The sequence below is a fragment of the Pseudomonas carassii genome, from assembly GCF_036324045.1.
Classification (GTDB): Bacteria; Pseudomonadota; Gammaproteobacteria; order Pseudomonadales; family Pseudomonadaceae; genus Aquipseudomonas; species Aquipseudomonas peradeniyensis.
Genome location: NZ_JAZDCT010000002.1, coordinates 137,835 through 162,904 on the forward strand (window position 1 = coordinate 137,835; position 25,070 = coordinate 162,904).

At 64.0% G+C, this 25,070-nt stretch carries 18 protein-coding genes; 3 read left to right on the forward strand and 15 right to left on the reverse strand.

Going from position 1 to position 25,070, the window contains the following annotated elements; translation table 11 throughout:
• The 13 genes from V0R62_RS01990 to V0R62_RS02050 form a co-directional block, all read right to left on the reverse strand.
• On the reverse strand, positions 1 to 519 hold the full coding sequence (locus V0R62_RS01990) for a GNAT family N-acetyltransferase (protein WP_330102498.1): 519 nt from the start codon (positions 517 to 519) through the stop codon (positions 1 to 3).
• Positions 520 to 595: 76 nt separating this feature from the next.
• A complete protein-coding gene (locus V0R62_RS01995) occupies positions 596 to 1,645 on the reverse strand; it encodes a hypothetical protein (protein WP_330102499.1) in 1,050 nt (349 codons plus the stop codon).
• A gap of 29 nt (positions 1,646 to 1,674) precedes the next feature.
• On the reverse strand, positions 1,675 to 3,486 hold the full coding sequence (locus tag V0R62_RS02000) for a hypothetical protein (RefSeq protein WP_330102500.1): 1,812 nt from the start codon (positions 3,484 to 3,486) through the stop codon (positions 1,675 to 1,677).
• A gap of 3 nt (positions 3,487 to 3,489) precedes the next feature.
• Positions 3,490 to 4,782, reverse strand: a complete 1,293-nt coding sequence (locus V0R62_RS02005) for a hypothetical protein (protein WP_330102501.1) — start codon at positions 4,780 to 4,782, stop codon at positions 3,490 to 3,492.
• 18 nt (positions 4,783 to 4,800) lie between these two features.
• Positions 4,801 to 5,724, reverse strand: a complete 924-nt coding sequence (locus V0R62_RS02010; RefSeq protein WP_330102502.1) for a hypothetical protein — start codon at positions 5,722 to 5,724, stop codon at positions 4,801 to 4,803.
• A gap of 57 nt (positions 5,725 to 5,781) precedes the next feature.
• Positions 5,782 to 8,169: an Ig-like domain-containing protein gene (locus tag V0R62_RS02015; RefSeq protein ID WP_330102503.1), complete on the reverse strand. Its 2,388-nt coding sequence runs from the start codon at positions 8,167 to 8,169 to the stop codon at positions 5,782 to 5,784.
• Positions 8,170 to 8,179: 10 nt separating this feature from the next.
• Positions 8,180 to 9,322, reverse strand: a complete 1,143-nt coding sequence (locus V0R62_RS02020; RefSeq protein ID WP_330102504.1) for a hypothetical protein — start codon at positions 9,320 to 9,322, stop codon at positions 8,180 to 8,182.
• Positions 9,301 to 10,746 carry an alkaline phosphatase family protein gene (locus V0R62_RS02025; RefSeq protein WP_330102617.1) on the reverse strand — a complete coding sequence of 482 codons (1,446 nt, stop codon included), beginning with the start codon at positions 10,744 to 10,746 and terminating at the stop codon, positions 9,301 to 9,303. The genes V0R62_RS02020 and V0R62_RS02025 overlap by 22 nt, the downstream gene beginning before the upstream one ends.
• Entirely contained in the window at positions 10,736 to 11,968 is a 1,233-nt protein-coding gene (gene eboE, locus V0R62_RS02030; RefSeq protein WP_330102505.1) for a metabolite traffic protein EboE, read from the reverse strand. The genes V0R62_RS02025 and eboE overlap by 11 nt, the downstream gene beginning before the upstream one ends.
• Entirely contained in the window at positions 11,965 to 12,849 is an 885-nt protein-coding gene (locus V0R62_RS02035) for a TatD family hydrolase (RefSeq protein WP_330102506.1), read from the reverse strand. The genes eboE and V0R62_RS02035 overlap by 4 nt, the downstream gene beginning before the upstream one ends.
• Before the next feature lie 25 nt (positions 12,850 to 12,874).
• Entirely contained in the window at positions 12,875 to 13,648 is a 774-nt protein-coding gene (locus V0R62_RS02040) for an EboA domain-containing protein (protein WP_330102507.1), read from the reverse strand.
• A complete protein-coding gene (locus tag V0R62_RS02045) occupies positions 13,645 to 14,514 on the reverse strand; it encodes a UbiA family prenyltransferase (protein WP_408005619.1) in 870 nt (289 codons plus the stop codon). Before V0R62_RS02045 ends, V0R62_RS02040 begins: the two co-directional genes overlap by 4 nt.
• Before the next feature lie 5 nt (positions 14,515 to 14,519).
• Positions 14,520 to 16,394, reverse strand: coding sequence for a 3-dehydroquinate synthase (locus tag V0R62_RS02050; protein ID WP_330102509.1), 1,875 nt, complete (start codon positions 16,392 to 16,394; stop codon positions 14,520 to 14,522).
• 607 nt (positions 16,395 to 17,001) lie between these two features.
• Here V0R62_RS02050 and V0R62_RS02055 point away from each other — a divergent pair.
• Positions 17,002 to 17,487 (forward strand): DUF2846 domain-containing protein, encoded by a 486-nt coding sequence (locus V0R62_RS02055; protein ID WP_198743157.1) that lies wholly within the window; start codon positions 17,002 to 17,004, stop codon positions 17,485 to 17,487.
• 43 nt (positions 17,488 to 17,530) lie between these two features.
• On the opposite strand, the gene V0R62_RS02060 is transcribed toward V0R62_RS02055, so the two are convergent.
• Together V0R62_RS02060 and V0R62_RS02065 are read right to left on the reverse strand one after the other, a co-directional pair.
• A complete protein-coding gene (locus V0R62_RS02060) occupies positions 17,531 to 17,725 on the reverse strand; it encodes a hypothetical protein (protein ID WP_198743158.1) in 195 nt (64 codons plus the stop codon).
• A 242-nt stretch (positions 17,726 to 17,967) separates the two neighbouring features.
• Positions 17,968 to 21,426 (reverse strand): alkaline phosphatase family protein, encoded by a 3,459-nt coding sequence (locus V0R62_RS02065; protein ID WP_330102510.1) that lies wholly within the window; start codon positions 21,424 to 21,426, stop codon positions 17,968 to 17,970.
• Positions 21,427 to 21,741: 315 nt separating this feature from the next.
• Here V0R62_RS02065 and V0R62_RS02070 point away from each other — a divergent pair, with 315 nt between their 5' ends.
• Both V0R62_RS02070 and V0R62_RS02075 read left to right on the forward strand, forming a co-directional pair.
• A complete protein-coding gene (locus V0R62_RS02070) occupies positions 21,742 to 22,935 on the forward strand; it encodes a DUF3142 domain-containing protein (RefSeq protein ID WP_408005620.1) in 1,194 nt (397 codons plus the stop codon).
• Entirely contained in the window at positions 22,922 to 25,069 is a 2,148-nt protein-coding gene (locus V0R62_RS02075) for a hypothetical protein (RefSeq protein ID WP_330102512.1), read from the forward strand. Before V0R62_RS02070 ends, V0R62_RS02075 begins: the two co-directional genes overlap by 14 nt.
• Position 25,070 lies beyond the last annotated feature (1 nt).

The following is a 25,070-nucleotide window of genomic DNA, read 5'->3' on the forward strand; positions in this document are numbered from 1 at the left end:
CTATCCGTGCAGCTCGAGGCCGTAGATGAGGTCGTCGTGCCAGCGGCCACCGAGCCGGTAGGCTTCCGGCTCACGGCGGGCGAGGGTGAAACCGCACTTTTCCAGGACACGGCAGGAGGCCGTGTTGCCGTCGGTGACGGTGGCCTCGAGCGAGGTGAGGCCGGTGGCGCTGGCGAAATCCATGACAACCCGCAGCGATTCACTGCCCAGGCCCAGGCCGTGCCACTCGGGCAGCAGCAGATAGCCGCACTCGGCATGCCCTGGGCGCAGCACGCGCAGGCCGGTGACACCGACGTCCCGGCCGTTGGCCTTGTCGGTCATCACCAGGCACAGCCAGTGTTCCGCGTCGGGTGACCAATCCGGCAGGCGATGCTCGAACCCCCGGCGCACTTCACTTTCCGGCAGCTCGTCGAACACATGGCGCATGGTGTCTGGCTCGCGGTGGAGCCTGAGGAACAGCGGCCAGTCGGCTTCGGTCAGGGTGCGCAGGTACAACCGATCAGTGTGCAGCTCCAGCATCCGGTGCTCCTTGCGGGATTGGGAGGGCTGGAGGATTTGTACGCCGGGTTGCCGGGATGTTCAAGCCTGCAGTCACTCACAACTGCACCCGCCGAAGCTTGCCAGTCAACGGCACCATCTCGCCCCCTGGCGTCGGCAGTGCCCGCCCCACCAGCCCCATGCCTTCGCTCACCAATACCGCATCCTCTACCAGGCACAGGTTGGAAGGAGTGTCCAGGCCACGGGCGAGCACCGTCACCTGCTGCGTTTGCAGGTTGCAATGCAGGAGCCGTCCGCTGAAGCGGGTGAACCCGCCATGCCGCGGCTCGCCTTGCCAGTCAGGCGTCAAGGGTTGCTGCAGGCTGTCGCAGAGTTCCAGCACCAGTAGATTGCCTTGCCGGTCCAGTGCCAGGCCGGTGGGCAACTGCAGCCCAGCGATCACGATTTCGATCCGGCCACTGTCCGGCCAAACCCGGATCACCCGGCCGGCCTTGTCGGCGAAGTCGATGCCCCGGCGACCCGGGTCACCGTGCAGCTCGCCGGAGAACAGGCTGATCAGCACCGCGTCCGTGGCCGGCTCGTACACCAGCGTGACAGGCACGGCTTCCTGACCTTGGGCCAGTTCGGGCAACGCCACCAGTACACGCTCCTGCTGGCCGTCGGCGAATTCCACCAGCTGGTTGCTATCGGGCTTCACCGCCAGCCAGCTGCGGCGGGTCGGGTGATAGCACAACGCATTGAGGTTGCCGTGGCTGTGAAACACCGGCTCGGGCGGCGTGAACTGCAGGTCCAGCAAGCGCGAACCGCCGACGTAGTCGGTCTGGCTGGCCAGGCAACGGCCATCACCGCAGGCGATGTCCGACAGGCCCATGATCTCGTCGCGCCACATGCGTACCTGCATGTTCATGGCGCGAAAGCCCTGGGCCACGGATTCCCGGGACAGGTAGGCGCCGGGGACGCGCGGGTCCGGTCGCAGTCGGCTGATGCGGCCGCTGAAGGCCTGCTCGACCAGGCCTGAGCCGGCCTCGGCCAGCAGCAGGCTGCCATCGTCCTGCAGGCAGACGCCCCGGGGGTTGAGCAGTCCTTCGGCGATGAAGGTACTTGGACGAAGGTTTTCGTCAGGGTGTGTCGGAACAAGCACAGGCATGGGAACTCTCCGTGAACAAGGGATCGGCGCTACTGTGGCGGCTGCCAGGGCTCGCCGGTGAGATAGGCACGCAGCAGCGCCCGCTGGCTGGGCGACATCGAGCGCACCACCGGCATGAACAGCGTGGTGTTCTTGTAGGCATCCGCGGTGCGGGCGAGGATCGGCGCCTTGGTGGCCATGATCGCGTCGGGCTGGTTCAGCGGGACGTAGCGGGACATGGCGGGGAAGGCCAGGTAGTGGAACCGCAGCACGTTCGGGTACACCTGCTGCCAGGTGACACGGCTGCCCCTGGGGATGCCGAAGTCGGTCTGGGCGAACTTGCGGAAATTGGTGAAGTAGCTGCCAGCGGCCAGGCCGTTGACGCTGTAGCTCAGGGCGACGAAACCGGCCTGCGGGGCTATTGTGGGTCTGAACGTGATGGGTACGCTGACCGCCAGCTGGCCGGGGTTGACGTCCAGCGGTTTGGGTACCTCGATGAAGTCCCAGTTTTCTGGTGAGCCATATACCGGTCCTGAGGGGCCGGTGTCCAGGTAGATCGTGGTGGGGGTGGTCACCGGGCCACCCAGGTAACGGACCTGCAGCGTGATCGTCAGGCCGTTGGGGTAGTCCTCGGTGTAGACGTTGCGCTGGTCGGCGTAGACCCGATAGACCGACTCGCACGCATGCAGCAGGGTGCCGGCGACCGCGCCGGGCGCGTCGACGTGCAGGACCGAGGATTTCGCTGCCTGCTGCTGGCTGGGATTGAGCGGCAGGTCGACGATACCGCCATACACGTAGTAATTGAACAGTGGGTTGCTGTTCGGGTCGAGGGTGGCCAGGGGAACGGAGCCGGCGGTGAGGGTGACCGGTCCGTAGTTGGCGTTGGGTCCGATGGGGCTTTTGATGTCATCGCGCACGGCCCTGAAGGTCTGCTTCGGAATCAGGTTGACCATGTCGATGCTCAGCATGCCGTTGCCGCCCAGCTCGGCATAGGCCGTACTGCCGGTGCTCTGGTTGACCAGCTGGCGACCGGGCTGGCAGTTCAGCGGCTCGTTGGCGAAGGCCGGGGCCAGGGTGCCAATGACCCGGCCGATGCTCGGGTTGGGGGTATAGCGGCCCGCGGCGTAGTCGGCGTCCAGTTGCTCGGTGGTCATGGCCGGGCACATCTCGAACATCACGAAACGCAGCACGATCCCGGTCGCCCCGGGCGCCTGGATGATCGCGCGCAAGCCGGGGCTGTTGCGGTTCCAGCTGACGATGCTGCTGAGCGGGAAGGTCAGCTGGAAGGTGCCGCTCAGGCGGAACGAGCCTGGTGCGTCCATCTTCGCGGGCAGCAGCACACGTTTTTTCACGTCCAGGCTGCTGCAGACGGTGTTGCCGTGGATCAGCAGCTGGATATTGCTGTTGCCGCCGATCTGCAGGCCACCGACGAAGATCTGCGTGGTGGTGGTCGAGGTCGGGTCCAGGTCCACCATCATCGGCCCGGACACCGGCGCCTGCCTGGTCACCGGGTCAACCGAGCCGAGCAGGTAGACCGGTTGCCCCACCAGGTCACCGGTGGTGCCGACGTTGCCCGGACTACCCTGGGAACTGATCACGGCGTTCTGCAGGTCGACGACATGTTGCCCGTAGTGGTTCCAGCCGCCAGCGGTGTAGTAGTCACCTGTCGGCGCATTGAGCATCGCGTTCAACTGGTCGTCGGTGAAGGACTGGGCCCCCGGGGCCAGGGTCGATGTGGTCAGGTCAAATATCGGCCACGCCTTGTTGTTCTCGTAGGGGATGGTGGGCGAGTTGTTCGGCAGGCTGACATCGGTGCGGATGCCACCCCAGAAGTTCAGGCGCGGGCCATTCAGGATGCTCATGGTTCAATCCTCGTCCTTGATGGGTTTGCCCAGGGGCGAATGGGCGAATTTGAACAGGTAGGAGTAGTCGGACTTGTAGGGGCTCTTCACTGGCGTCGCCATGGAATGGCAGTTCATGCAGCTGCTGTTGGGCTGGATGTAGCTTTCCATGGTGACGTTGGCCGACAACGCGGGCGTCGGCTGGCCCAGCGGGTTGCCGGGGTTGTCGGGCATCAGCGGACGCTGGGTGGTGATCAGCTGGTAGTACTTCAGCACGCTGCGTTGCAGGCCCGGGGCGGCGCGGTAGCTGGCATTGACCTGCTGGGTGACGTCGGCGATCGGGGTGACCCGGTTCAGCGGGTTCGGGGTCTTGAAGGTGGTCCCGGGCCGGGGCACGCAGACCAGTTGCGTGCCCTGGGTCTGCCAGTTGCAGGGCGACTGGTTGAGGCTGGCGGCGGGCGCTGCGGGGTTGAAGTAGGCGTAGGCGGTGCCAGGGACCGGCTGGTCGACCCACTGGCCGTTCACCAGCGCCTTGGGCGGCACGTTGTCGACCTGCTCGAAGGTCGACCAGATCCATTGCGGATAACCGTTGGCCTTGGTGATGACATGCAGGCCCACCAGCCCGAGGAAGGCTTCGGTGACCCCGTTGCGCCGGCCCTGGTCGTCGAACGTGGCGATCCGCGCCAGCATGGTCAGGTAGCGGCTGGCGTTGTCCCGAGGGCCGAGAATGCGCCAGCTCGACTTGATCTCGATGACCCCGTAGGGGAACTGGATGTTGCGGGCCCTGGAGACAATATCGGCATTGTAGAAACGGTTGCCGACGATGTAGTTGTAGGACGCCTCGTTGGCCGAGATGTCGTAGTAGGTCGGGTTGCCGGCCTGGTCGATCAGCCAGCCGCCGACGGCCTGGTCGATGGCGTTGACCAGCGAGCTGTTCTTCAGCGCGGCGATGTTGATGATGCCCAGGCTTCGAGGGCCCAGCGGACTGTTCCAGGGGCCTGGATTGGCGCCGCCCGGCAGGAAGATCTCATCGACGGTCTTGTAGGTCTGCCAGACGGTGTAGCCGCCGTCCCCGGGCTGCCGGGTGCAGTCCGGATTGCCGCGCCTACGGTCCTGGGCGGGCCAGTTCAGGGCAATGAACAGCTGCCAGCTGTACTGGTCGAACTGCGCCTGGCCGGCTGTTGGGGCCGGCGCACTGGCAGGTGGCTGGCAGTTGAGCTGGGTGGCCAGGGGCGCTGGCAGGGCCTGTTCCCTGGCCAGCGCCGGCAGGCAGGCCATGCCCAGCAACATCACGGAAAAACGCATTATCGGTTTCATGGCGATCCCTCGCAGGACTCAAGGTTTGCGTTGCATCAGCTGGTTCCATTGCGCCTTGTGGCCGTTGCTTTGCGCGGCGGGTGGCTCGAACAGCTGGCAGGGCGGCGGGTTTGCCGGGCACATGGCGGCGACCCGCGCCCAGGTCTGGGCCGGGTCGGGCTTGACCATGCGAAAACCGGTGTAGTTCTGGCTGACGATCGGCGCATTGGCGACGCTGGCGTCTCCGGAAAAGTAGAATGACTGCGGTAGCCGGTAGGGCGGTTGGCCCGAGGCTTTGCGGTAGAAGGCGTAACCGAACAGGATCGGGCCCTGGGGCGAGTCCAGGTCCAGGGCGTAGGCCTGCACACTGGCGTCCAGGTGCTGACTGCGTGCGGCGCTGTAGGGCAGGTGCTTGATGAAATCCTGGCGCGGCGGATGGTTCATCGGCGAGAACAGGCAGCAGGCCGGCATGTCCTTGGGGCGGTCCTGCGGGTAGGTGAGGAAGTACGCTTTGTTGCCCAGCGAGACGAACGAGCAGGTGTAGTTGTTGTTGCGAATCGGGAAGATCGGCAGGCAGTACTTCTCGTAGTGCTCCATCATGGCGCCGAAGCCGTCGCCGTCCGGCGGGATGTAGGTGGTGTCGTAGTAGCTGGTACCGCGAGAGACCGTGTAGTCCGCCGGGCTCAGGGTGGCGGGCGGGTTGCTGTAGGGTGGCGGGTTCTTCTGGTAGTTGCGCATGACCCGGTACATGGTCCAGTCGCTGATCCAATAAGCTGGAAAGAACGGATCGGACGGGTCGCTCGCCGCGCGCTTGGCGATGCAGTTGCCGTTGCTCGCGTCGCATCCCTGGGTGTTGTGCACCCCCATCGTGAAGTAGACGGCGCTGTCGTCCGCCTGGGCGTAGAGTGAGGGGCACAGCAGCAGGATCAGCAGTAACAGTCGGTCGAGGATGCGCTTGTTCATTGGACACTCCTGTGAAGTGTGCCGGGTGACAGTCTCGTCACCCGGCGCTCCTGCCGGTCAGCCCTGCGGGTAGTCGCTCATGCTTAGCTGGATCGGTGGGTAGTTGCGTTTCACCAAGGCCTGCGCCCAGAGCTCCAGCACCGCCCGGCGGCTTTGCGGCATGTCCCGGGTGATCGGCATCGCCAGGGTGCTTTCCTCCTGGTACTGCTTGCTGATCAGCACGATGAGCTGGTCCACGGCGCCCTCTATGCGTGCCAGCGAGTTCAACGGCATGTACTTGTTCATGATCGGGTACATGTAGAAGAACGGCTGCAGGATGAGCGGGTAGATGAAGCGCTGCCAGATCTGCTGGCCGGCGTCCTGCTGCTGGTAGACCAGGTTCCAGGCGTCGACAAACGCCTGCTGCAGGTCCGGCTCCTGCGGCAGCACGCGCAGTGGCGCCAGGAAGTCGGTATAGGCCTGCGACAACTTGAAGCTGAACGGAACCTGCGGCGCCTGTCCGGCCTCATGGACGAAGAAGCGCAGGGTCGGGAAGCCCGGCGCCACGGCCTTGACGGTTAGCAGGGCAACCCCGTTGGCGTCGGTGGTGATCTGCGTGGTGCTGTACTGCACGTTGCCCTTCGGCTCATCCTTCAGTGTGCCCTGGCCCTGGATGGGGTTGGCGAACGCCAGGCTGGGGCTCAGGGCCACCGAGCCTGGTGTGGGCAGGTACTGCTGGTAGCTCACCGGGCTCATGCCGGCGGTCGAGCCGGCGAGGTGGGTTGCCGTGAGCCGGCGGCCCGTGCCTTCGCTCACCTGGCGGGTGAGCGAAGGGGTACCGACGAACTGCGGCAGGTTGGGGGTGTTGTTGGCGCGGTTGTCCGGATCGTCGAGAAACAGCGTGAAGTCAGCCGGGTTGCTGAACGCCAGGTAGTAGTCGGTGGTGCACATCATGTAGGCGTTGTTGTACTCGGCCACCGTCAGCACGGTGCCGGCCGGCGCGGGTAGACCGTCGTACTGCACCATGATCTGCAAGGTCTTGCTGTCACCGACGTCGATGAAGCTGGCGCTCTCGACCACCTCGGCGGTCCACATCTGCTGGGTCGCCGCCAGCACAGGCGTCGTGCCTTGTTGCTGCAGCTCCAGCGATCCGCTTTGCAGCTGTTTCTGCGCCTCGGCGCTCAGCGGCAGGTCGAGGATCCCCGAGCGTTGGTCGAAGGCCGCCTGCTGGTAGTCGTCATAGCCGAAACTGGCCAATGGCGTGAATTGCTCGCCCTGGCGTACCCCCAGCTGGTAGCTGCCGGCGTCGAACTTCGCCGCCACCGGTATCTGGGCTTTCGCGTCGGGCGCATAACTGGGGAACCCGTTGAGCAGGTCCAGTGACAGGGTGTTGTCATGCACCTGCGCCGAGATGACCCCCAGCGTCATCGGGCCTGCGTCTGCCCCGTTCTTTTTCAGCTGCACTGCCTTGCAAGGGACCAGCCGCCGCCCGGCCGGCGCCGTGGGAAACTCGTCGTCGAACCACAGGCCCAGGGTGCCGGCGGTGCGACTGTAGGCGGGGTTGAAGAAGATGCTGCCGACATTGTCCAGGCCTTTCTGGTACATCGCCTGCACATTGGCCAGATCCGCCGCTTCGGTGGAGTGGGTGTTGATGGGGGGTTGGTCGTTGAAGATGCCGTTCTTGTCGTAGCAAGTCAGGTAGGTGGAGAAGCGGAACATCAGCCCTTTGGCGTTTTGCTGTTCCATCTGTTGCTGCAGGTTCTGCAGCAGTTGCGAGTTGCCGATTGCCCAGCTCAGGTTCTCCTTCGGGAAACAGGTCTGCCAAGTGGTGGTCACGTAGATCAGCCCACCGAGGTTGGCCCAGTTGAAGTTCAGGAAGCGGTCGAGCATGCGGTGCTGGCGCTTGAGGGTCAGACCGCACTGGGCGTCCCCGAGCACCAGCCGGTCGAAATACAGCGCCGTGAAGGTGTTCTGCCAGGGACTGACGTCGACGAAGCGCGCCGGGGTGGGGGCGTCGCTACCGAACGGGTTGCCGAACAGATTATAGGTCTGGTTGATCAGCGGGTCCTGGCTGACGTAACCCCCACCGGGCAGTTCGCCACCGGTGATGACCGAGGCCGTCGCCGGGATGCTGGAGTCTGTCGGTGTGTAGTTGACGGTGCCACAGGCGTTGTCACCGAACAGGTTCCACTCACCGGGGATCATCACGCTGGGGTTCTGCGCAACGTTGCCCGGCACCTGGGTGACATAGGTCGGCGCCTCGAGCAGCACCTGCGGGGCGATCACCCAGGGCATAAGCTTGCTGGTGGCATTCGCCGGGTTGATCCCGTAGTACTCGAGGAAACGCCAGTTCAGGCGCATCTTCGAGGCATCGTAGAGTGGGAACATGTCGTTGTTGTTGGCGGTCGGCGGGCTCCAGTACATGTGGCCGCCCAGGTAGATGCGCGGAAAGTTCAGTACGCTCATGTCATGCTCCTTAGCGTTGCCACTGGGCGCGTTTCAGCGACCAGACAAAGTCCAGTTTGTTGTACCCGGCGAATTCGGACGCCGGCACCGGGGCGGTTGGGTAGACGATGCCGTCCTGCTGCTTCTGGGCGAAATTGAAGTAGCCCTTGGTCTTGGAGTACGCCGCCGTGCCGTGACAGGCGAAGCAGGACGACTGGCTCTGGAAGGCCGACTCGAGCTGGGAGTTGGCGAGCAGGGTCGGATTGGTCTCGGACTGGGTGCCGATCAGCTCGTATTGCGCCAGGTTCGGGTACATGGCCTGGAAGGTGGTGTTGGCCGTCTGCGCCGCCGGGGTCGGCCCGGTGCTGTTGCTCATCGGGGTGGGCGGAATCGCATTGGTCACGGTGTACTTGCCGTTGTTGCGATTCTCGAAGGTGGTCCAGACCCATTGCGGATTCAGCTTGTTGACCACGTGCAGGCCGCTGAGCGCGGCATAGCCGACCTGGTACTGGCCGTTGTCCTGCTGGTAGTAGGCCTGGGCGATGTAGTAACCATCGTCTTGCAGTTGCTGCTGGTAGCTCGGGTCGTTGCCGATCCACAGCCAGGCGGCCTTGAGCTCCCAGGCGGTGGAGGGAAAGTCCAGGTTGCTGGTCAAGGCGGCCTGGCCGTTCACGTTGTACACCTGTTTCTGCACGATGTAGTCGAAGGTGTCCTCGCCCATCAACAGCTGGAAGCGCACCGGCTGGCCCTGTTGCGCGGTCGGTACCGCGCCGCCCATCTCGAGGATCAGGCCATCCACCTGCTGGACGGCGTTCAGGTTGTGGAGCGTGCGGCTGAGGTCCAGGCCCTGTGCCTGGGCCGCCAGCAACACCGGAGCCGGCACCGGCTGGCTCTGGCCCCAGGGCAGCGGCGCGGCGCCATTGCTCAGGTAGACCTGATCCGAAGGCTTGAGGGTTTCCCAGACCCGGTTGGGGCTGTTGGACTCGACCGGCTGGTTCAGACAGACGAACCAGTTCCAGCTCATGGATTCGGGCCCCTGGGCGAACGCCTGGCGGGCCTGGTCGACGTTGCCGCCGAACTGCATGAACTGGTTGCAATCGAAGCTGTTGGTGCCCTCGGCCTGGGCCAGTCCGGCCAGTGCGCTGAGGACGGTTATTGAGATGGCTCGCCGCATGTATGCTCCTTGGCATTGGCCAGGTCGGTGTAGGGGTGCCCCAGGAAATGCTGCAGGAGCAGTTGTTTCACCGCCGTTGCCGCAAGGCGCTGCGGCAACGGCAGGTCACAATTGGTGATGAGCAGCGGACCCTCCCGGTCGCTGGCGGGCAGCCGGCCATGGCTGCCGCGCACCAGCGAGGTATCCAGCGGGATGAGGTCCATGTAGTAGCGAAAGCCGAGTTTTTTCTGCAGCAGGCGGCGCGCCACCCTCAAGCGGGGGAAACGGATGGCCGGGTCGATGAACAGCTCCAGCGGGTCGTAACCGGGCTTGCGATGGATGTCCACGGTGCGGGCGAAGTCCGGTGCCTTGCGCGCGTCGAACCAGTAGTGATAGTCGAACCAGTGGCCGGCGGCGGCCACGGCCACCAGCTCGCCGCTGCGCGGATGGTCCAGCTGCCAGGCCCGCTGCTCGGTCTTGTCCAGTACCCGCTCGATGCCGGGTTGGCGTTGCAACAGGGCCTTGACCCTGGCGATGTCCACGGGCTGGCGCACATAGATGTGGGCGATCTGGTGATCGACGACGGCGAAGGCATCGCTGGCACCCGGGTCGAGCAGTTCCCAGGTCAACGACTGACGCACCTGCAGCAGCCCTTCGGCGCGCAGCAGGCGATTGATGGACACCGATTGGCTGACCGCCTCGATGCCGTACTCGGACAGCAGCATCACCGCCGCGCCTTGTTCCTCGGCAAAGCGCAGCAGGCGCCCGACTTCGTGGTCGATGGCCCGCACCTCGTCGGCGATCGACGGATGACCCGGCCCCAGCCGTTGCAGGCAGTAGTCCAGGTGCGGCAGGTAGACCAGCTGCAGGTCCGGGTGATCGAGTTGGAACTCGGCGATGGCGCAGTCGACGATCCAGCGGCTGGAGGCAATGCCGGCGGCCGGCCCCCAGAACGCAGGGAACGGAAACTCGCCGATCTGCGCCTCGATCCGCGCATGCAAGGTTGCCGGTGACGAGTACAGCCCGAAAAGCTTGCGGCCATCGGCCGGGTAGTGCGGGCGCGGGGTGATGGCGGCGTCCACGTCCGCGTACATGTTGTACCACCAGAACAACTGGCTGCAGCGAAAGCCCGGCAGCTCGCGCTTGAGCGTCTGCCAGACCTTCTCGCCCTGGATCAGGGCATTGGGTTGTAGCCAGAAGCGCACCTCGGCCTGGTCGCGAAAATACCAGCCGTTGCCGACGATGCCGTGCTCGGCCGGTGACAGGCCGGTGAGGATCGAGGCCTGCACGGTGGAGGTGACGGCGGGAAACGTCGGTTGCAGGCTGGCCATCCTGGCCGATTGCAGTAACCGGTTGATGTGCGGCGTTGCCGCGCCGAGCAGCGCGGGCGTCAGGCCGACCACGTTGATCAGCAGCAACGGTTGACGTGGCGAGTCAGAGGGCATCGGCATGCACCTCCCGCGCCTGGGGTTGCAGGAGGCGGCGCTGGCGCAGCTGCTCCTCGACCCAACGCAGCTCGTCGCGGATGCCCCGGTGCTGGGCCTCTTCGTCGCAGGGTCGCAGTGGCGCGGGCAGTACGCCCCAGCTGTAGGTCTCCACCTCCAGCACTGGTCGCACATCCTCGTGCGCGGCCAGGAAATCGAAGGTCTGCGCCAGGGCCATCTGGCTGCCGCCGAGCTCGGGTAGCAGCAGGTGTTCGCTGAACAGCGGAATGTGGAAATGCACCCGCAGCTCCAGGTAGCGCGCAGGCTGCGCCGCACAGGCGACGAGCGCGGCCGGCAGGTCCGCCCAGCACTGGATGCGGCCCTGCACATCGCGCGCCTGCACCTGGTGCAGGTAGGTGGCTTCGGCGAAGCTGCCCAGCACCTCCAGGACCTGCGCGTAGCGGCTCGGATCCCGGGTCGGCAGGCGGCAGATCATCGCGTTGGACAGCTGGATCTTGCCGATGGGCACCCCGGCCTGGCGCAGGCTTTCCAGGGACTGCCGGCAGTCCTCGAACATTACCGCCTGGTGGCAGACGTCGAAACACAGCGCCAGGTAGTCATGATGCGGGTCGCTGGCCTGCCAGTGGCGGAAGAAGGCGATGGCCTGGTCGGTGCTCTGCAGCACGCAGTCCGGCTCCATTTCCAGGCATATCCCGATCTTCTTGCCGGTCTCCTGGTGCAGCCGGGCCAGTGCCGCCGTGAGCTGGCGCAGGTGTTCCTCGGCCTGTTGCTGCAGCGTCGGGTTCCAGTGGGCGGCGTAGCCCAGCGGCACGCTGGAGATCGCCCCCTGCGGGCACTCCGGCGGCAGGGCCTCGGCCAGCAGCCGCGCCAGGTCCAGGCTGTACGCCAGCCGTTGCGGCTCGGCCCAGCTGGGCAGGTAGACGGCGGCTTTTACCGTGCCCTCATGGAACTGCCCATAGGGAAAGCCGTTGAGCGAGGTCAGGCGCAGCCCGCTGCGCCGCAGCAGATCGAAAAACGCCCGGCGTTTCGGCGGCTCCCGCAGTTCGGTTGCGGCTGCGGCGCTGATCCACAGCCCGCTGTCCTGCTGGTCGAGCCCGCGCAGCCTGCGCACGCCCTGGAAGTGCCGGTCGATGGCGACACGCAGCGCGGCCAGGTCGCGGGCCGGGTGCACATTGGCGCAGTAGCCGAGCTGCGCGGCGGTCCAACCAAGGCCCAAGGTCATTTGATCACCGGATCCTGGCCACGCAGGGCCGAGTTCTCCTGCCAGCGGCGGCGCTGGTCGATGGGCAACGGCGTGGCGACCTGGGCCTTGTCCAGCTGGCCGCTCTGGGCGAAGAAGTCCACCGGGTTGTGGAACAGCACCTGCTCCACCTGGGCCTCGCTGAAACCGGCGGCCAGCATGGCCTGGCCGGTCTTGGGCACCTTCAGCGGATCGCTGATGCCCCAGTCGGCGGCGCTGTTGACCACCATTTTTTCGGTGCCGTACTCCTTGAGCAGGGCCACCATGCGCTGCTCCGACATCTTTGTGTTGGGGTAGATGGAGTGGCCGCGCCAGCAGTCGCTGTCCAGCACCAGCGGCAGGGTCAGTTCGTTGAGGTGGTCGATGATCACCAGATGCTCGGCGATCCCCACTTCGCGAATCACCGCCAAGGTGCGCTTGGTACCACCGATCTTGTCGCGGTGCGGGGTGTGCACCAGCACCGGCAGGTTGAACTGGCGGGCCAGTTCCAGTTGCAGGGCGAGAAAGCGGTCTTCTTCCGGTGTGATGTCGTCGTAGCCGATCTCGCCGACGGCGACCACGCCGTCCTTGACCAGGTAGCGCGGCAGAATCTCCAGCACTTCGTTGGCCACCGACAGGTCGTTGGCTTCCTTGGGATTCAGGCCGATGGTGCAGAAATGATGGATGCCGAACATGCTGGCGCGAAAACGCTCCCAGCCCAGCAGGATATCGAAGTAGTCGACGAAACTGCCAACGCTGGTACGCGCCTGGCCTTGCCAGAACGCCGGCTCGATCACCCCGGTGATACCGGCGGCGGCCATGTTCTGGTAGTCGTCGGTGGTGCGGCTGACCATATGGATATGCGGGTCGAAATACTTGGGCATGGTGAATCCTCGTCAGGGGAAGGCATCAGGTCTCGCGGCGCTCGGTCAGGTGGTCATGCCACGCCGGCGGCAGGCGTTTTTGCTGGTGAAGGCCGAGCAGGCGCTGGCGTTGCGCCGGGCTCAGCAGGTCGAAGGCGATGGCCAAGTGCAAACCGGGCGATACCGTGCGTGCGGCCGCAAGCTGTTCGTCCAGCAGGTCGAGGGCCAGCTGGTTCAAAGAGACGCCGTGACGCTGCACCAGGCCTTCCAGCCGCCGCACGTCCAGCCCCATGCCGAGCGCCTTCAGCACCAACTGATGGAAGGCCCGCTCCGGGTAGTGGCGGGACGGGTAGGGGGTGTCGAGGGCGAGGGCGGCAAACACTTCGCTGTTGCTGGTCCGCCCGGCCTGCAAGGCCAGCGGGACGCACAGCCCCGAGCTGTCGATCCAGTCGAGGGCCTTGAGCAGGGCGACCTTTTCCTGGTCGTCGCCCCACAGGAACAGTTGGCGCAGCAAGGGCAACTGAGCGGCCTGGGGCTGCTCCCCAAGGACCTGGGCCAGCAGCAGGGCGCGCGCCAGTTGCAGCTGACTCCACCCCTCATCGTCGAGCATGGCCCGCTCGTGAATACGCCGCTTGCACTGGCTGCTCAGCAGTGCCGCAGTGTTGGCATTTGGCGACTGTCCGAGGTGATCTTGAGCCTCATTCCACCATTGCAACTCGGCCGGTTCGAGCTGCGCGGCCAGGGCCTGGTGACGTGCGGCCAGGCAATCGTGGCGCATCTTAAGCGCCGCCGTTGTCGACGTAGCGATATCACTGTTCATGTCGGTTTGATCCAGCGCTGTAGATGTGGAAGCAGGAAGAACACCAGGACGCACAGCAGGCTGCCCATGGGCTGGTCGGCGACCGCCAGCACCAGGGCATCGAACAGCGGCAGGGCCGCCAGCCCCGCGCCGATGAAAGCGCGCACCTGCCGCCGGCTCGGGTCGGCCAGGTGCAGCCAGTAATGCCAGCCCAGCCAGCCCAGCCACAGCAGCAGCACCGGCCAGAACCACAGGGTGTCGGCGTAGGCCGCCAGGGCCAGCGGACTCAGCATCAGCACCAGGGGCAGGCGGCTGAGCAGCAGGTTGAGGTGCTCCTGGCGCGCCAGGTAGGTCAGGCCGCTGATGTACACGCCAAGCAGCAAGGCGCACAGCCAGATGGGCTGGGCCGGCATCGCCAGGCTGGCCGCCGCGGTGAGGTAGAGTGCAGAGCGGCAGGCGCCCATCAACCAGACGCTGTGGGCGTATTTCTTGTGCAGCAGGTTGTAGCCGAGGATGCAGCCCACCAGCAGGGTGACGCTGGCCAGCAGCCAATGCGGCTGCTCGATCAGCCGGCTCAGCCCAAGGGCCGCGGCGGCCGCCAGCAGTAACGCCAGCCAGGTCGCCAGGCGTACCTGCCGGCGGCTGACCAGGCCCAGGGTGATGGGCCGAGGGTTGTGATGCTGCTGGTCCCAGTCGGCATCCAGCAGGTCGTTGAGCAGCATGCCGGCCAGGTACAGCAGCGACAGCATGGCCAGCAGCAGGACCCACACCAGTGACGAGGGCGGTGCCAGGGCCCCGGCGCTGCTGGCCAACAGTGAGGCGGCCAGGGTGTTGGTCCATACCGTGGGCAGGTTGGAGACGCGGCCGACGGTCATCCAGGTCTTCATCTGGCTCATTGCGCGAAGCCTTCGCCGAGGGCGAGCGGGTTGCCGCGATAGCTGCCGAGGCGCAGCAGCGCCTGTTCCATCAGTCCATCATCGATCTCATGCAGGTCGACCGACGCGCCGATGCCGCTGAGCATGGGGATGGACAGCTGACCGCCCAGGTGCTGGCGAAACTCTTCAAGCCCGAGCAGCACCCGCGAGCGTCCCTGGCCATCCTTCAGGTCCAGCTCCGGCGGGCACAGATTGAAGCCGAGCCTGAGCAACAGGCTCAAGATCCGCTCGCTGTCAGCATCGCTCAGCAGCCCCAGGGCATTGGCATACAACCCGTCCAGGGCCATGCCCACCGCCACGGCCTCGCCATGGCGCAGCCGATGCTGGCTGAGGTTCTCCAGCCGGTGGGCGGCCCAGTGGCCGTAGTCCAGCGGGCGGCCATTGCCGCGTTCGAAAGGGTCGCCGGCGCCGGTGATATGCCCCAGGTGCAGCTCGGCGCAGCGGCGGATGGCATGACGGCTGGCCGGGTGGTCGAAGCGGGCGAGGGCGTCGGCCTGGCGCTCCATCCACTCGAAGAAGGCGCGGTCCTTGATCAGCGCCACCTTGACCGCCTCGGCCAGCCCGGCGATCTGGTCGCGATGGCCCAGGGTGGTCAGCAACTGGAAGTCGTTGATCACCGCGGAGGCGGGGTAGAAGGCGCCCAGCAGGTTCTTCTGGCCGAAGGCATTGATGCCGTTCTTCACCCCGATACCGGCGTCGTTCTGCGCCAGCACCGTGCTCGGCAGGCGAATCAGACGCATGCCGCGATGGAAGGTGGCGCAGGCATAGCCCACCGAGTCCAGCACCGCGCCACCGCCCAGGGCGATGACGCAGCAGTGGCGGTCCAGCCCATGGGCCAGCATGTCTGCATACAGCTGTTGCAGCACCTGGGCGTCCTTGCTCAGCTCGCCGGCCGGCACGGCGATCGGCGCCGCCTTCAGGTGCAGGTCGTCACCATGGGCGGCGAAGTACGCGTCGATCTGGCCCGGCAGGTGCGGTGCGCAACGCAGCAGTTGCTCATCGGCGAAAATCAGCACCGTCACCCGGCCATTGCGCTGGACGGTGAGCTGGTGATGCAGGCAGGGATTGAGCGGGTCGAACAGGTGGTCGGTGAACAGCACCGGATAGTCGTAGCTGACCGTGAAGCGCCCGCGCAGTGGCCGTGAGGGTTCGCGCCTGCGCAAGGCCTTGACCAGGCTGTACCCGGCGATGAACAGGCCGGGCAGGATCATGCTGGCGAGAATCGTCACCAGCAGTGCGTTCTGCTCGACGAGGAAGCTGCCGATGGCGCTGTAGGCCAACGCCAGGCCCGCGTTGGCCAAGGTGGTGACCAGCACGAAGGCGCGCAACGGATAGCGCTGCATGCCGGCGGCCACCACCGAGGTCTCCGCCAGCACCGGCACGCCGCGCAGGCAGACCAGCGACAGCGTGCCCAGGCGGTACCCCAGTTGCCCCGGCTGGCGTTGGTGCAGGCCAAGTCGACTGGACAGCACCCGCAGATACCCGGCACCCAGCGCGTAGCCCAGCCCGGCGCCCAGGCACAGGCCGATGAAAATCGTCAGGTAGCCGCCGACGCTGCCCAGGGTGGCCACGGCCAGCAGCGCCACCATGCTCGACGGCACGGGCAGTACCACGTCCAGGGCCAGCAACACGACCAGCAGCAGCGCCAGGTTGAGCATCTGGACAGGCGTCGAAGGGCGGTACAGGTCAAGGTGGGTGAGGAAACCCTGGATCTGCTGTTCGAACAACAGGAAGCTGGCAATTACCAGGCCAGAGAAACACAGCAGTGACAACCAGAAATGTGCGGCCGGCCCTTTTTCAAAGAGCGCGCGATAGCCATGGCTGCGCTTCATCAAGCGTCCCTCTTGTTGTTATGACTGAGTTCCGTTTCAGCAGTGACACGCAGCGGCGGGCGTCACCCGGAAGAATAAAGCCTCCTGCTCTGAGGGGAGGTCGTGTTGTAGTTATAGTGTCGGCAAAGACAATCACAAAACTAGTCGGTTGCTTCGCTTTTGCAAGGGTGAGCCCCCTTGAATCATTAGATGAAACGCATGTGTCTCGCGTTGTCATTAGAATGAATATGAATTATTAAATAAGGTTAGAACTTTATAAATAGTCAAATTGTCTATGGCTCAGAATGGCGGCTCAGGGTAAATGAAAATTAATAAGATTTGAGGTCTTCTATTTAATTTCCGAATATCCATAATTGAAATAACAAGATGCTTGCTTCGCTATTGATGGCATGTTTCGCGTAAATCAACTTTGCCCATGGGTGCGTCGACTTGATTTATATAAAATCAAGGCCGGCAGGTCGAGTGCGAGTCAATGGCGGATATCCCCTGGTTGGCATATTGAAAGGTGCTGATCCATGTTCTGCCAAGGCAGCCTGATTTGTGGCGATGGATGACTAATGTTAGATTGCCACCCCTTCGAAGGACCGCCAGATCGCCCAGGAGCCCCATGTCCCGCCTGCCAACCATCACCCTTGCCGCTGCCACCCTGTTGCTGGGGGCCTGCACGACCTTGCACAGCGGTGCCGAGTTCGCCCAGGTCGCGCCCATCAGGCAGGACGCCGCGCTTGTCTACCTGTACCGCTCCGGCATCCCCCCGTACTGGCGCAGCCCGACACTGGTCATCGACGGTAATGACGTCAGCGAAGTAAAGAACAGTTCCTTCACTTACTTCTACCTGCCCCAGGGGCAGCACAAGATCGCCACCCGCTGGGCTCTGGATCTGTACCCGTTGAATGCCGAAGGGACCCTGGACCTGCGCAACGGCCAGGCTTACTACCTCAAGCTCGGAGGCGGCATGCAGTTCACCCCGGGTATTGGTTCAGGCGGCCTGAATGTCGGCGTGTCCTCGAACCTGGGCCAGGTACCAGCGGTGACTGCAGTCCGGGAAATGCACGGCAGCATGTTTATTGGCAACACATTGCAGGCACAGTGAAACGGGGGCAAGGGACTGATTTACAGCCCTTGCTGTATCACGCTCAGAGTTCCCCTTTAGGTTGCTTGCTCCGCCCACCAAAGTAAAAACCGGTAATGCTTCCGATGATCGTCCCAGCAAAGGTCAATATCTTGTCCAAGTGCTCGGGAAAGAAAAATCCTGATAGCAACACAGCAAGAAATGCGCCGCCTGAACATATGATCGTCACCCAGGCGCCCATCAGCTTGTTGGTCTTCACCTCATTGGGGGCACTGCATCCATGGCCAGAGCATATCGAGCACGGAAGACCATATCTCTCGCTCTGTGAATCCTCCTCATCTGCATGTTTATTGCAGCTATAGCAACTATTACCATTCCTCCCTGCGCTGCAGGTGCCATGCCCCATACAGTGCCCACACAGGCGCCATCCCTCGAAAGGTGCGGGAATCTCTCGCGTTTCTTGATGCATAGGTACTCCTGCGTTGGTGAAAGCCAACAGCGCTAGGCTCTCAGCCATGGACAGGGCAAGCTGCGAATACTCTTTGGCCCCACAAGTTCGGGAGTCTGACCGGGGGATCGCGCTGCCAGTGCCACGCTGACGCTATCGAGCAACTTGTCAAAAGTAGGGGGGTGTGCAGAACCCCTGACCCTACGCAACTGCTCGACAAGAGAATAGGTAAAGGCACCATAGCTGGCCGCACCGGCTTCGTACTCACTCGCCTTCTGATTTTCCATCGCGGCAAAGAGCAGCAAGGGCAGGTACGGACCATGATGACCATAGAGACGCCCTTGACGCTGGAGCAGCCTTACATCATCAGAGCGCAGATCGATGGCGCTGCCTTGGGAGCGTCGCTGGCGCTGAAGCAGATGCCCCGCCTTGTCGGTCTGCTGAGTGAAGTCCCGATAACCTTCATCCCAGGCGTAGGGACGTTCATCCCATTCCCTGGATCCCTCGTCCCATTGCAGTGCGCGATGGCGGATATCGTTGGGCGCCGTGATGCCGCGCACGCGGCCATTGCCACGGGTCATACCACTGGCGTAGCAGCAGTCGAAAATCACGCTAAGTCGAGCCCCATTGCCATCAGGCGAGAAGGGCAAGTGGCTGTAGAACTGACGGAAGCGTTTGTCGGTGAAGTAGCTGGAAGGATCATTCCAGTCGAAATCGTACAGGACCAATGTTTCATCCATGCGGTCCGCTTCGCGGCTGGTGTTGCTAGCCGGCAGACGAGCGCCATGACCGGAGTAGAAGATGAGGCGTTCATCACCGGAGCGAGTGCCTTCAACCAGCCACTCGAGGCGCTCCTCGAAATTGGCGCGAGTGGCGCGGTTGTCATGCAGCAGACGAATATCGGCGGCGTCATAACCGCTCTCCTGGAGCATGCTGCTGATCAGATACGTATCGTTGATGCAGCCGTTGAGTCGCATCTCAGGGTCTGGATATTCATTGATCCCGACGATCAACGCCCGACGTTTGCGCTGGCCACTACGGGAAAGGAACACCGGCATTTCCAGAGCCCTGGTCGCCACGGATCCACGAGCAAGCTGAGGCCACAAGTCTTTCTGGCTGGTGTCATCGGCAAGATAAGCAGCGCCAGCATGATCGAGATCAAGCAAGTCGCTGCGCAGTGGAATTTCGAACTCCGTGGTCAGATCTATCCGCGCGGAGTCCGGCGAAGTGACACGACGAGTGAAAACACGATCATTGGGGTTGTACAGATGGTACCAGCGGCGGATGCCTCGACCGTTCTCATGCAAACGCATGACACGGCCGCCCCAGACTTCGCGCATGACGATCGGATGAGCGATCTGCGAGCCGAAACTCACGAAAACCCGACCATCGATGGTATCCAGCTTGGCGCCAGGCTTGGCGACGGCACGTCGAAAAGCGTCATAGCAGATCAGACTGCCCAGGCTATGGGCAAGAATGATCTGGGGCTGGACCTGCTCTATGCAGTCCAGCAAGCGTTCACACAGTTGTGTGCGTAATGTCGCATCCTCCAGCCACTGGACCGTCATACCGACAGTCCAGCGCAGTATGTTGTTGACGGAGATACCCCAAGAACGCGTTTGCGCACCTCTCCATTCACTGGTCTCGTCCAGCAGCATGGCCAGTCCGCGAGCAATCTGGGCGCTGTCCGGCCCTTTTCCAAACAGGTCGTCGTAACGCATGAACACAATGTCTTCAGCTGCGATGCCACGGCCATTACGCTCAAGGTTGACACTGATCGCGGAGCGCCACTGCCCTTGCCAACCGGGCTCGGAAGTCCACTCGTCCTGGGTGGCGTCACCATGGCCGACCCCATGCAGGCAAAGCACTCGCAATCGCCCGCTCTCGCCCCTGAACTGCCCATCCCGAGTGTCTCTGCGTCCGGTCGACATGAAAGGCGGATGGCTCGCGTTGAGCATCAGGTCCTGCAAGCGACGAAGCTTGGCCTCCAGCCGGTCCGGGCTCGACAATGCCCGCTCGCCACGGGCAAGGGTTGGCCTGGCTGGCTTGGCGCTGTCTTTCCAGGTCTGCTCCAGATTTTGGCCATCGAAATAGGCCAGGGTGGTATCCAGCACTTGACGGATGCTGGTGGCAAGGCCGGTCTCCACCTTGGGGGGAACGGTGTAGGTAGGGTCGGGGGTTATGGCGAGCTTGAACGACTTGTTGACCACTGGCGCCTTTCGCCAGATTGGCGCCTGACCAAAATGCTTCGCCTGGGTGACGCGGGCACCCAATCTCTGGCGCGGCAACTTGAAATGATCACACAGGAAGGCCAGCAAACTGGTGTGGTCGTAGTGTTCATCCTGGATGCCGGCACTCCAAGGCACCAGTCCGGGCTGCAGCCAGGGAGAGGCCAGAATCGCTGGCACGCGTACACCCAGTCGAGTGAATGGAGACATGCCAGTCCAGGATACATCCGCAGGCTGGTCATCCGGAGCGAGCGTCTGAGGCGGTATCACATGATCGTAGAATCCACCGTGCTCGTCATAAAGCAGCACGAACAGGGTCTTTTCCCAGACTTTCGGCTTGTCCAGCAATGCGTTGAACACCTCTGCAATGAACTGATCGCCAATACGCAAGTCTTCGGAAGGGTGATGCGAGTTGTTCGGTCCCAAAGTGTCGTAAAGGAGCCCGTAGCTTGGCTCGATCCATGCCAGTGCTGGCAGATCGTCTGCCTCGATCTCTTGCTTGAAACGTGTAATAGAGGCGTGGCGCAGTCCCTCCTTGACCAGGGTCGCGAGTGGAACCTTGCCGTTCGAGTAGATGCGTGCATCGTGACCATGCTCCTTGAGCAGGGAAAAGATGCTGTCCTCGCCAAACTGGGCGATCAGGCTCTTGATGCCGGCAAGCATGGTTCCCTCGCCGGGCATGAGGACGCGTCCATGGCAACTGCCGAGCATGGCAAAAAAGCGATTGGGCCAGGTCGGCCCCGGTACGGAGCAGAACCAGCGGTCACATACGGTGAAGTTCCGGGCCAGTCCCTGAATGGCAGGCAGCGGATCGTTGATTGGATTGGTAGCGAAGGGTATGAAGTTCATCGCCCGCTCGGCCATGGAATGTGCATGGACTTTGTAAACCTTGAGATCTTTCCTGGCCTTCTCATAGGCGTTCTGGGCAAAACCATGCATGGCCGGAGCTGAAAGATCGAGTGAGTACCCGTCGGTGAGTTGTTTGACCACATCCTCGTATTCATGGCCGAGGTCCACACCTTCGCGTTTCGCACCTTCAGCGACAGGTAGATAGGGCGGCGGTGCCCAAAGACTGAAGTCATTGGGCTGTTCTGCGGCCTGGGTAATGGTCATCGGAGCCCCACCGCTCGCCGGCAGCAGCTCATTGCTTCGCAAAGCCTTGCGGTCCACGCCTTCGCAAAGCGGATTGATGGACTTGAAATCCCCCAGCAGATGATCGAACGAGCGGTTCTCCATCATCAGCACAACGATGTGCTTGATCTGGCTTGGCCATGAGTTCGCCATGAGTCCTTTCCTCAATGAGTGGATAACATTGACGGGCGATGCATCTCGGTAGGGCGTGCATGTATGGTGCGCCCTCGGCTGATCAGTCGGCGTAGAGGTACGATGCATGGCATAACGCTAGTAACGCATGATTACCTTGTCCAGGCAGGACTCTCTGGTACCCGTTGATATCCATGTATCCGCCATGACTTCGCTCCATTCGCTTGAGCGGTGGTTTTCCTCTGCGGGAATGTGTCGTCGAGGTACTCTACTCAGGTAGAATCTGCCCTTTGCAAGGGCACCCCGTAGTGCTGAACAAAGGACTGTATGCCCGCCATCTCGCTCCTGCGCCGCCTTTTCGCCGGTTTCGCTCTCGCAACGCTAACCGGCTGCCAGCCCGAACCTGCACCGCCTCTCGACCAGCAGCTCTACATCTGGCAACGCCAGTGGCGACCGGCCCATGAACAGGCCCTGGCCGAAAGTCGCGCCGACTTCTCCACCCTGCGAGTGCTGGCCTTGCAGGCCCAGCCCAAGGCCGGCTGGAGCAGGGCGCTGGTCGGCCTGCCCAAGCTCAGGACCGATGGTCGCCCGGTGATCGCCGTGGTGCGTCTTGACGGTCAGCTACCCGCGCTCGACCTGCAGCAGGCCGGCACCCAGATCGCCCAATTGCTGGCCGACTGGCAGGCTGCTGGCTTGGCCCCAAGCGGGCTCGAAATCGACCACGACAGCGGCAGCGCCCGCCTGCCGGGCTACACAGAATTCCTCCTGAAACTGCGCGAGCAACTGCCGCCGGGCGTGAAACTGAGCATCACCGCGCTGCCGGCCTGGCTCGACAGCCCGCACCTGCCGGCGCTGTTGCAGGCGGTGGACAGCAGCGTGCTGCAGGTGCATGCGGTGAGCGATCCACGGCGGGGTCTGTTCGATCCGAACCAAGCAAAGAGCTGGGCCGAGCGCTGGAGTCGCGTCAGCGACAGACCGTTCTACCTGGCCTTGCCCGCCTACGGCGTCGCGCTGCTGCCGGACACCGGCGGTACGCCGGTGGTGGAAAGCGAAACCCCGCTTAACCGTGCCGGCGAGCGCCGCGAGCTGCTGGCCGATCCGCAGCAACTGGCGGACCTGGGCAGGCAACTGCGGGACAAGCCGCCCGCGCACTTGGCCGGGCTTATCTGGTTCCGCCTGCCGTTGCCCGGCGACCGCCGGGCCTGGAGCCTGACCACCCTGAAGGCGGTGGCGCGCGGCGACGCGCTCGCCAGTCAGTGGCGTGTCGAGCTGTCCGGGCAGCCCGGGCTTTATGACATCAGCCTGGTCAACGCCGGCAATCTCGACCTGCCGGTACCCGCGCGGGTGGAACTGAACGTCGAATCCTGCGACGCCGCGGATGGGCTCAACGGCTACCGCCTGCAGCAATCCCCGCAACACCTCGTCTTCAACCGCCAGTCCAGCGTGCGTGTGGCCGCTGGCGGCCAGCGCGTCCTCGGTTGGGCGCGCTGCCATGGAATCGAACAAGGAGCATGGAATGTCTACCCCTGACTGGCCCCGACGCCTGCTGTGCCTGTCCCTGAGCGTGCCGGTCGGCACGGCGCTGGCCTGTGGCCCGGACTTCCCGATGCGCCTGCTGGACGACCGGGCGCAGACCCTGGCCGAGCTGCCGGAGGGCAATTTCGGCTTCGAGGTGAATCGCCTCGGCGAGCAGCTGGCAGGCCTCAAGCCCACCACCGAGATGACCCTGACCCCTTACTGGGACAGTGACGACAACGACCGGCCTTATCGTGAGCAGCGCAGCCGTATCGAGGCCAGCGAACTACCGGAATCGCTGCGCGAGAAGGTCGCGCAACTGCGTGCCCTGGAGGATCCACAACAAGTGCTGGAGCAGGGCGCCGAACTGCCGGATGAACTGCGCCTGTACATTGCCGGCGCGGTGGCTTTCGACAGCGACGATCACGCCCTGGCGGCGGGCTACTTCGCCAAGGTGCTGGCCCTGCCTGCTGAACAGCGCAAGCTGCGCAGCACCTGGGCGGCCTACTCGTTGGGGCGGGCCTTGATGGCCCGCAGCTTCGAGGCCAGCGATGATCCGCAACAGACACCGCAGGCCCTGCAAGCCCAGGCGCGCGAAGCTTTCCACCAGGCCCGCACGCTCAGCGCCGAAGGCTTCAGCGACCCGTTAGAGCTCGGGGTGGCCAGCCTTGGTGAGGAGGCCCGTCTGGCCAAGCTCGCCGGCGACTGGAACAGCGCCATCCAGCTGTATGCCAGCCAGAGCCGTCTGGGCTCGGGCAGCGGCTACAGCTCGCTCAGGCAGCTTGCCGACGAACTGGTGAGCCTGCCGGATGAGCAACTGAAGGCGCTGCTGGCGCAGCCAATGCCGCGCAAGCTGCTCACCGCCTACCTGCTCAGCCATGTCGGCTGGGACTACGACGGTCAGCCGCCAACCCAGGCCCGGCGCCTGCCCGCGTTGCTGCAGGCCAGTGTCGGCGGCAAGCTGGAAGACGCCGACCGCCTGGCTGCGTTGACCTACCAGCAAGGCAACTATGCCGCGACCAGAAGCTATCTGCAGCAGGCAGGCGACACCGGACTTGCCTGGTGGCTGCGCGCCAAGCTGGCCTTGCGCGACGGCGACAAGACCCAGGCTGCGGCTGCCTATGCCAAGGCCGCCGCCGCATTCCCCCGCGAAGAGTCGTGGGGTTCTCGACAGACACCCGATTGGGACTACGAAAGCGTGAAGCCCGGCTGCCGGGTAGAGGGCGAGGGCGCGATCCTGGCCCTTGAGCGTGGAGACTACCTGCAAGCCTTCGACCTGCTGTACCGCAGCCAGGAGATCTACTGGCAGGACACGGCCAGCGTGGCCGACCGCGTGCTGACCCTGGATGAGCTCAAAGGCTATGTCGATGCCCATGTGCCGGCACCGCCAGCGCCCAAGGTGGAAGAGGGCGGTTACGTGCCGCGCCCAGTGGCGACACAGCTGCGCGAGCTGCTGGGTCGACGCCTGCTGCGCGAGGGGCGCTATGACGAAGCACCCGGCTACTTCGCCACGCCACAGTTGCAGGCCGACGCCAAGGCCTACGGCCAGCACCGCCAGGATGCCGTCTCGCGCTGGACCCCCACCGGCCGCGCCGAGGCTCTGTACGCTGCGGCAAGCCTGGCGCGCAGCGCGGGCATGGAGATTCTCGGTTATGAAATGGCCCCCGACTATGCCTGGCTGGGCGGTGGCTACAGCCTCGGTAATGCCGAGGTGAAGCCAGGGCCTTTCCTGGCCGCTGGCGAGGTGCAGCGCCAACGGGCGACCGAGGCCAAGCCCGATCAGCGATTCCACTACCGCTATGTCGCCGCCGACCTGGCCAACCAGGCCGCTGACCAGTTGCCACACAGCAGCCAGGCCTTTGCCGCGGTGCTGTGCACGGCGGCCGGATGGGTGCCCGGCAGCGAACAGGAAAGCGCGCTGTACAGGCGCTACGTGCAGCAAGGGCCGTTCGTGCAGTGGGCGGAGGATTTCGGCAAGCAATGCGAAGAGCCCCGGTTCGACCAGGCCAACAAACGCTACCTGACCGAGAAGCTGGACAGCGTGCGCACGGCGTTGCGGCCGTACAAGGCGCAGGTGCTGCCGGTGGGGTTGGTGGTGCTGGCGGGGGTTGCCTGGGCTTGGATGCGGCGGCGCAAGGCAAAGGCTTGAA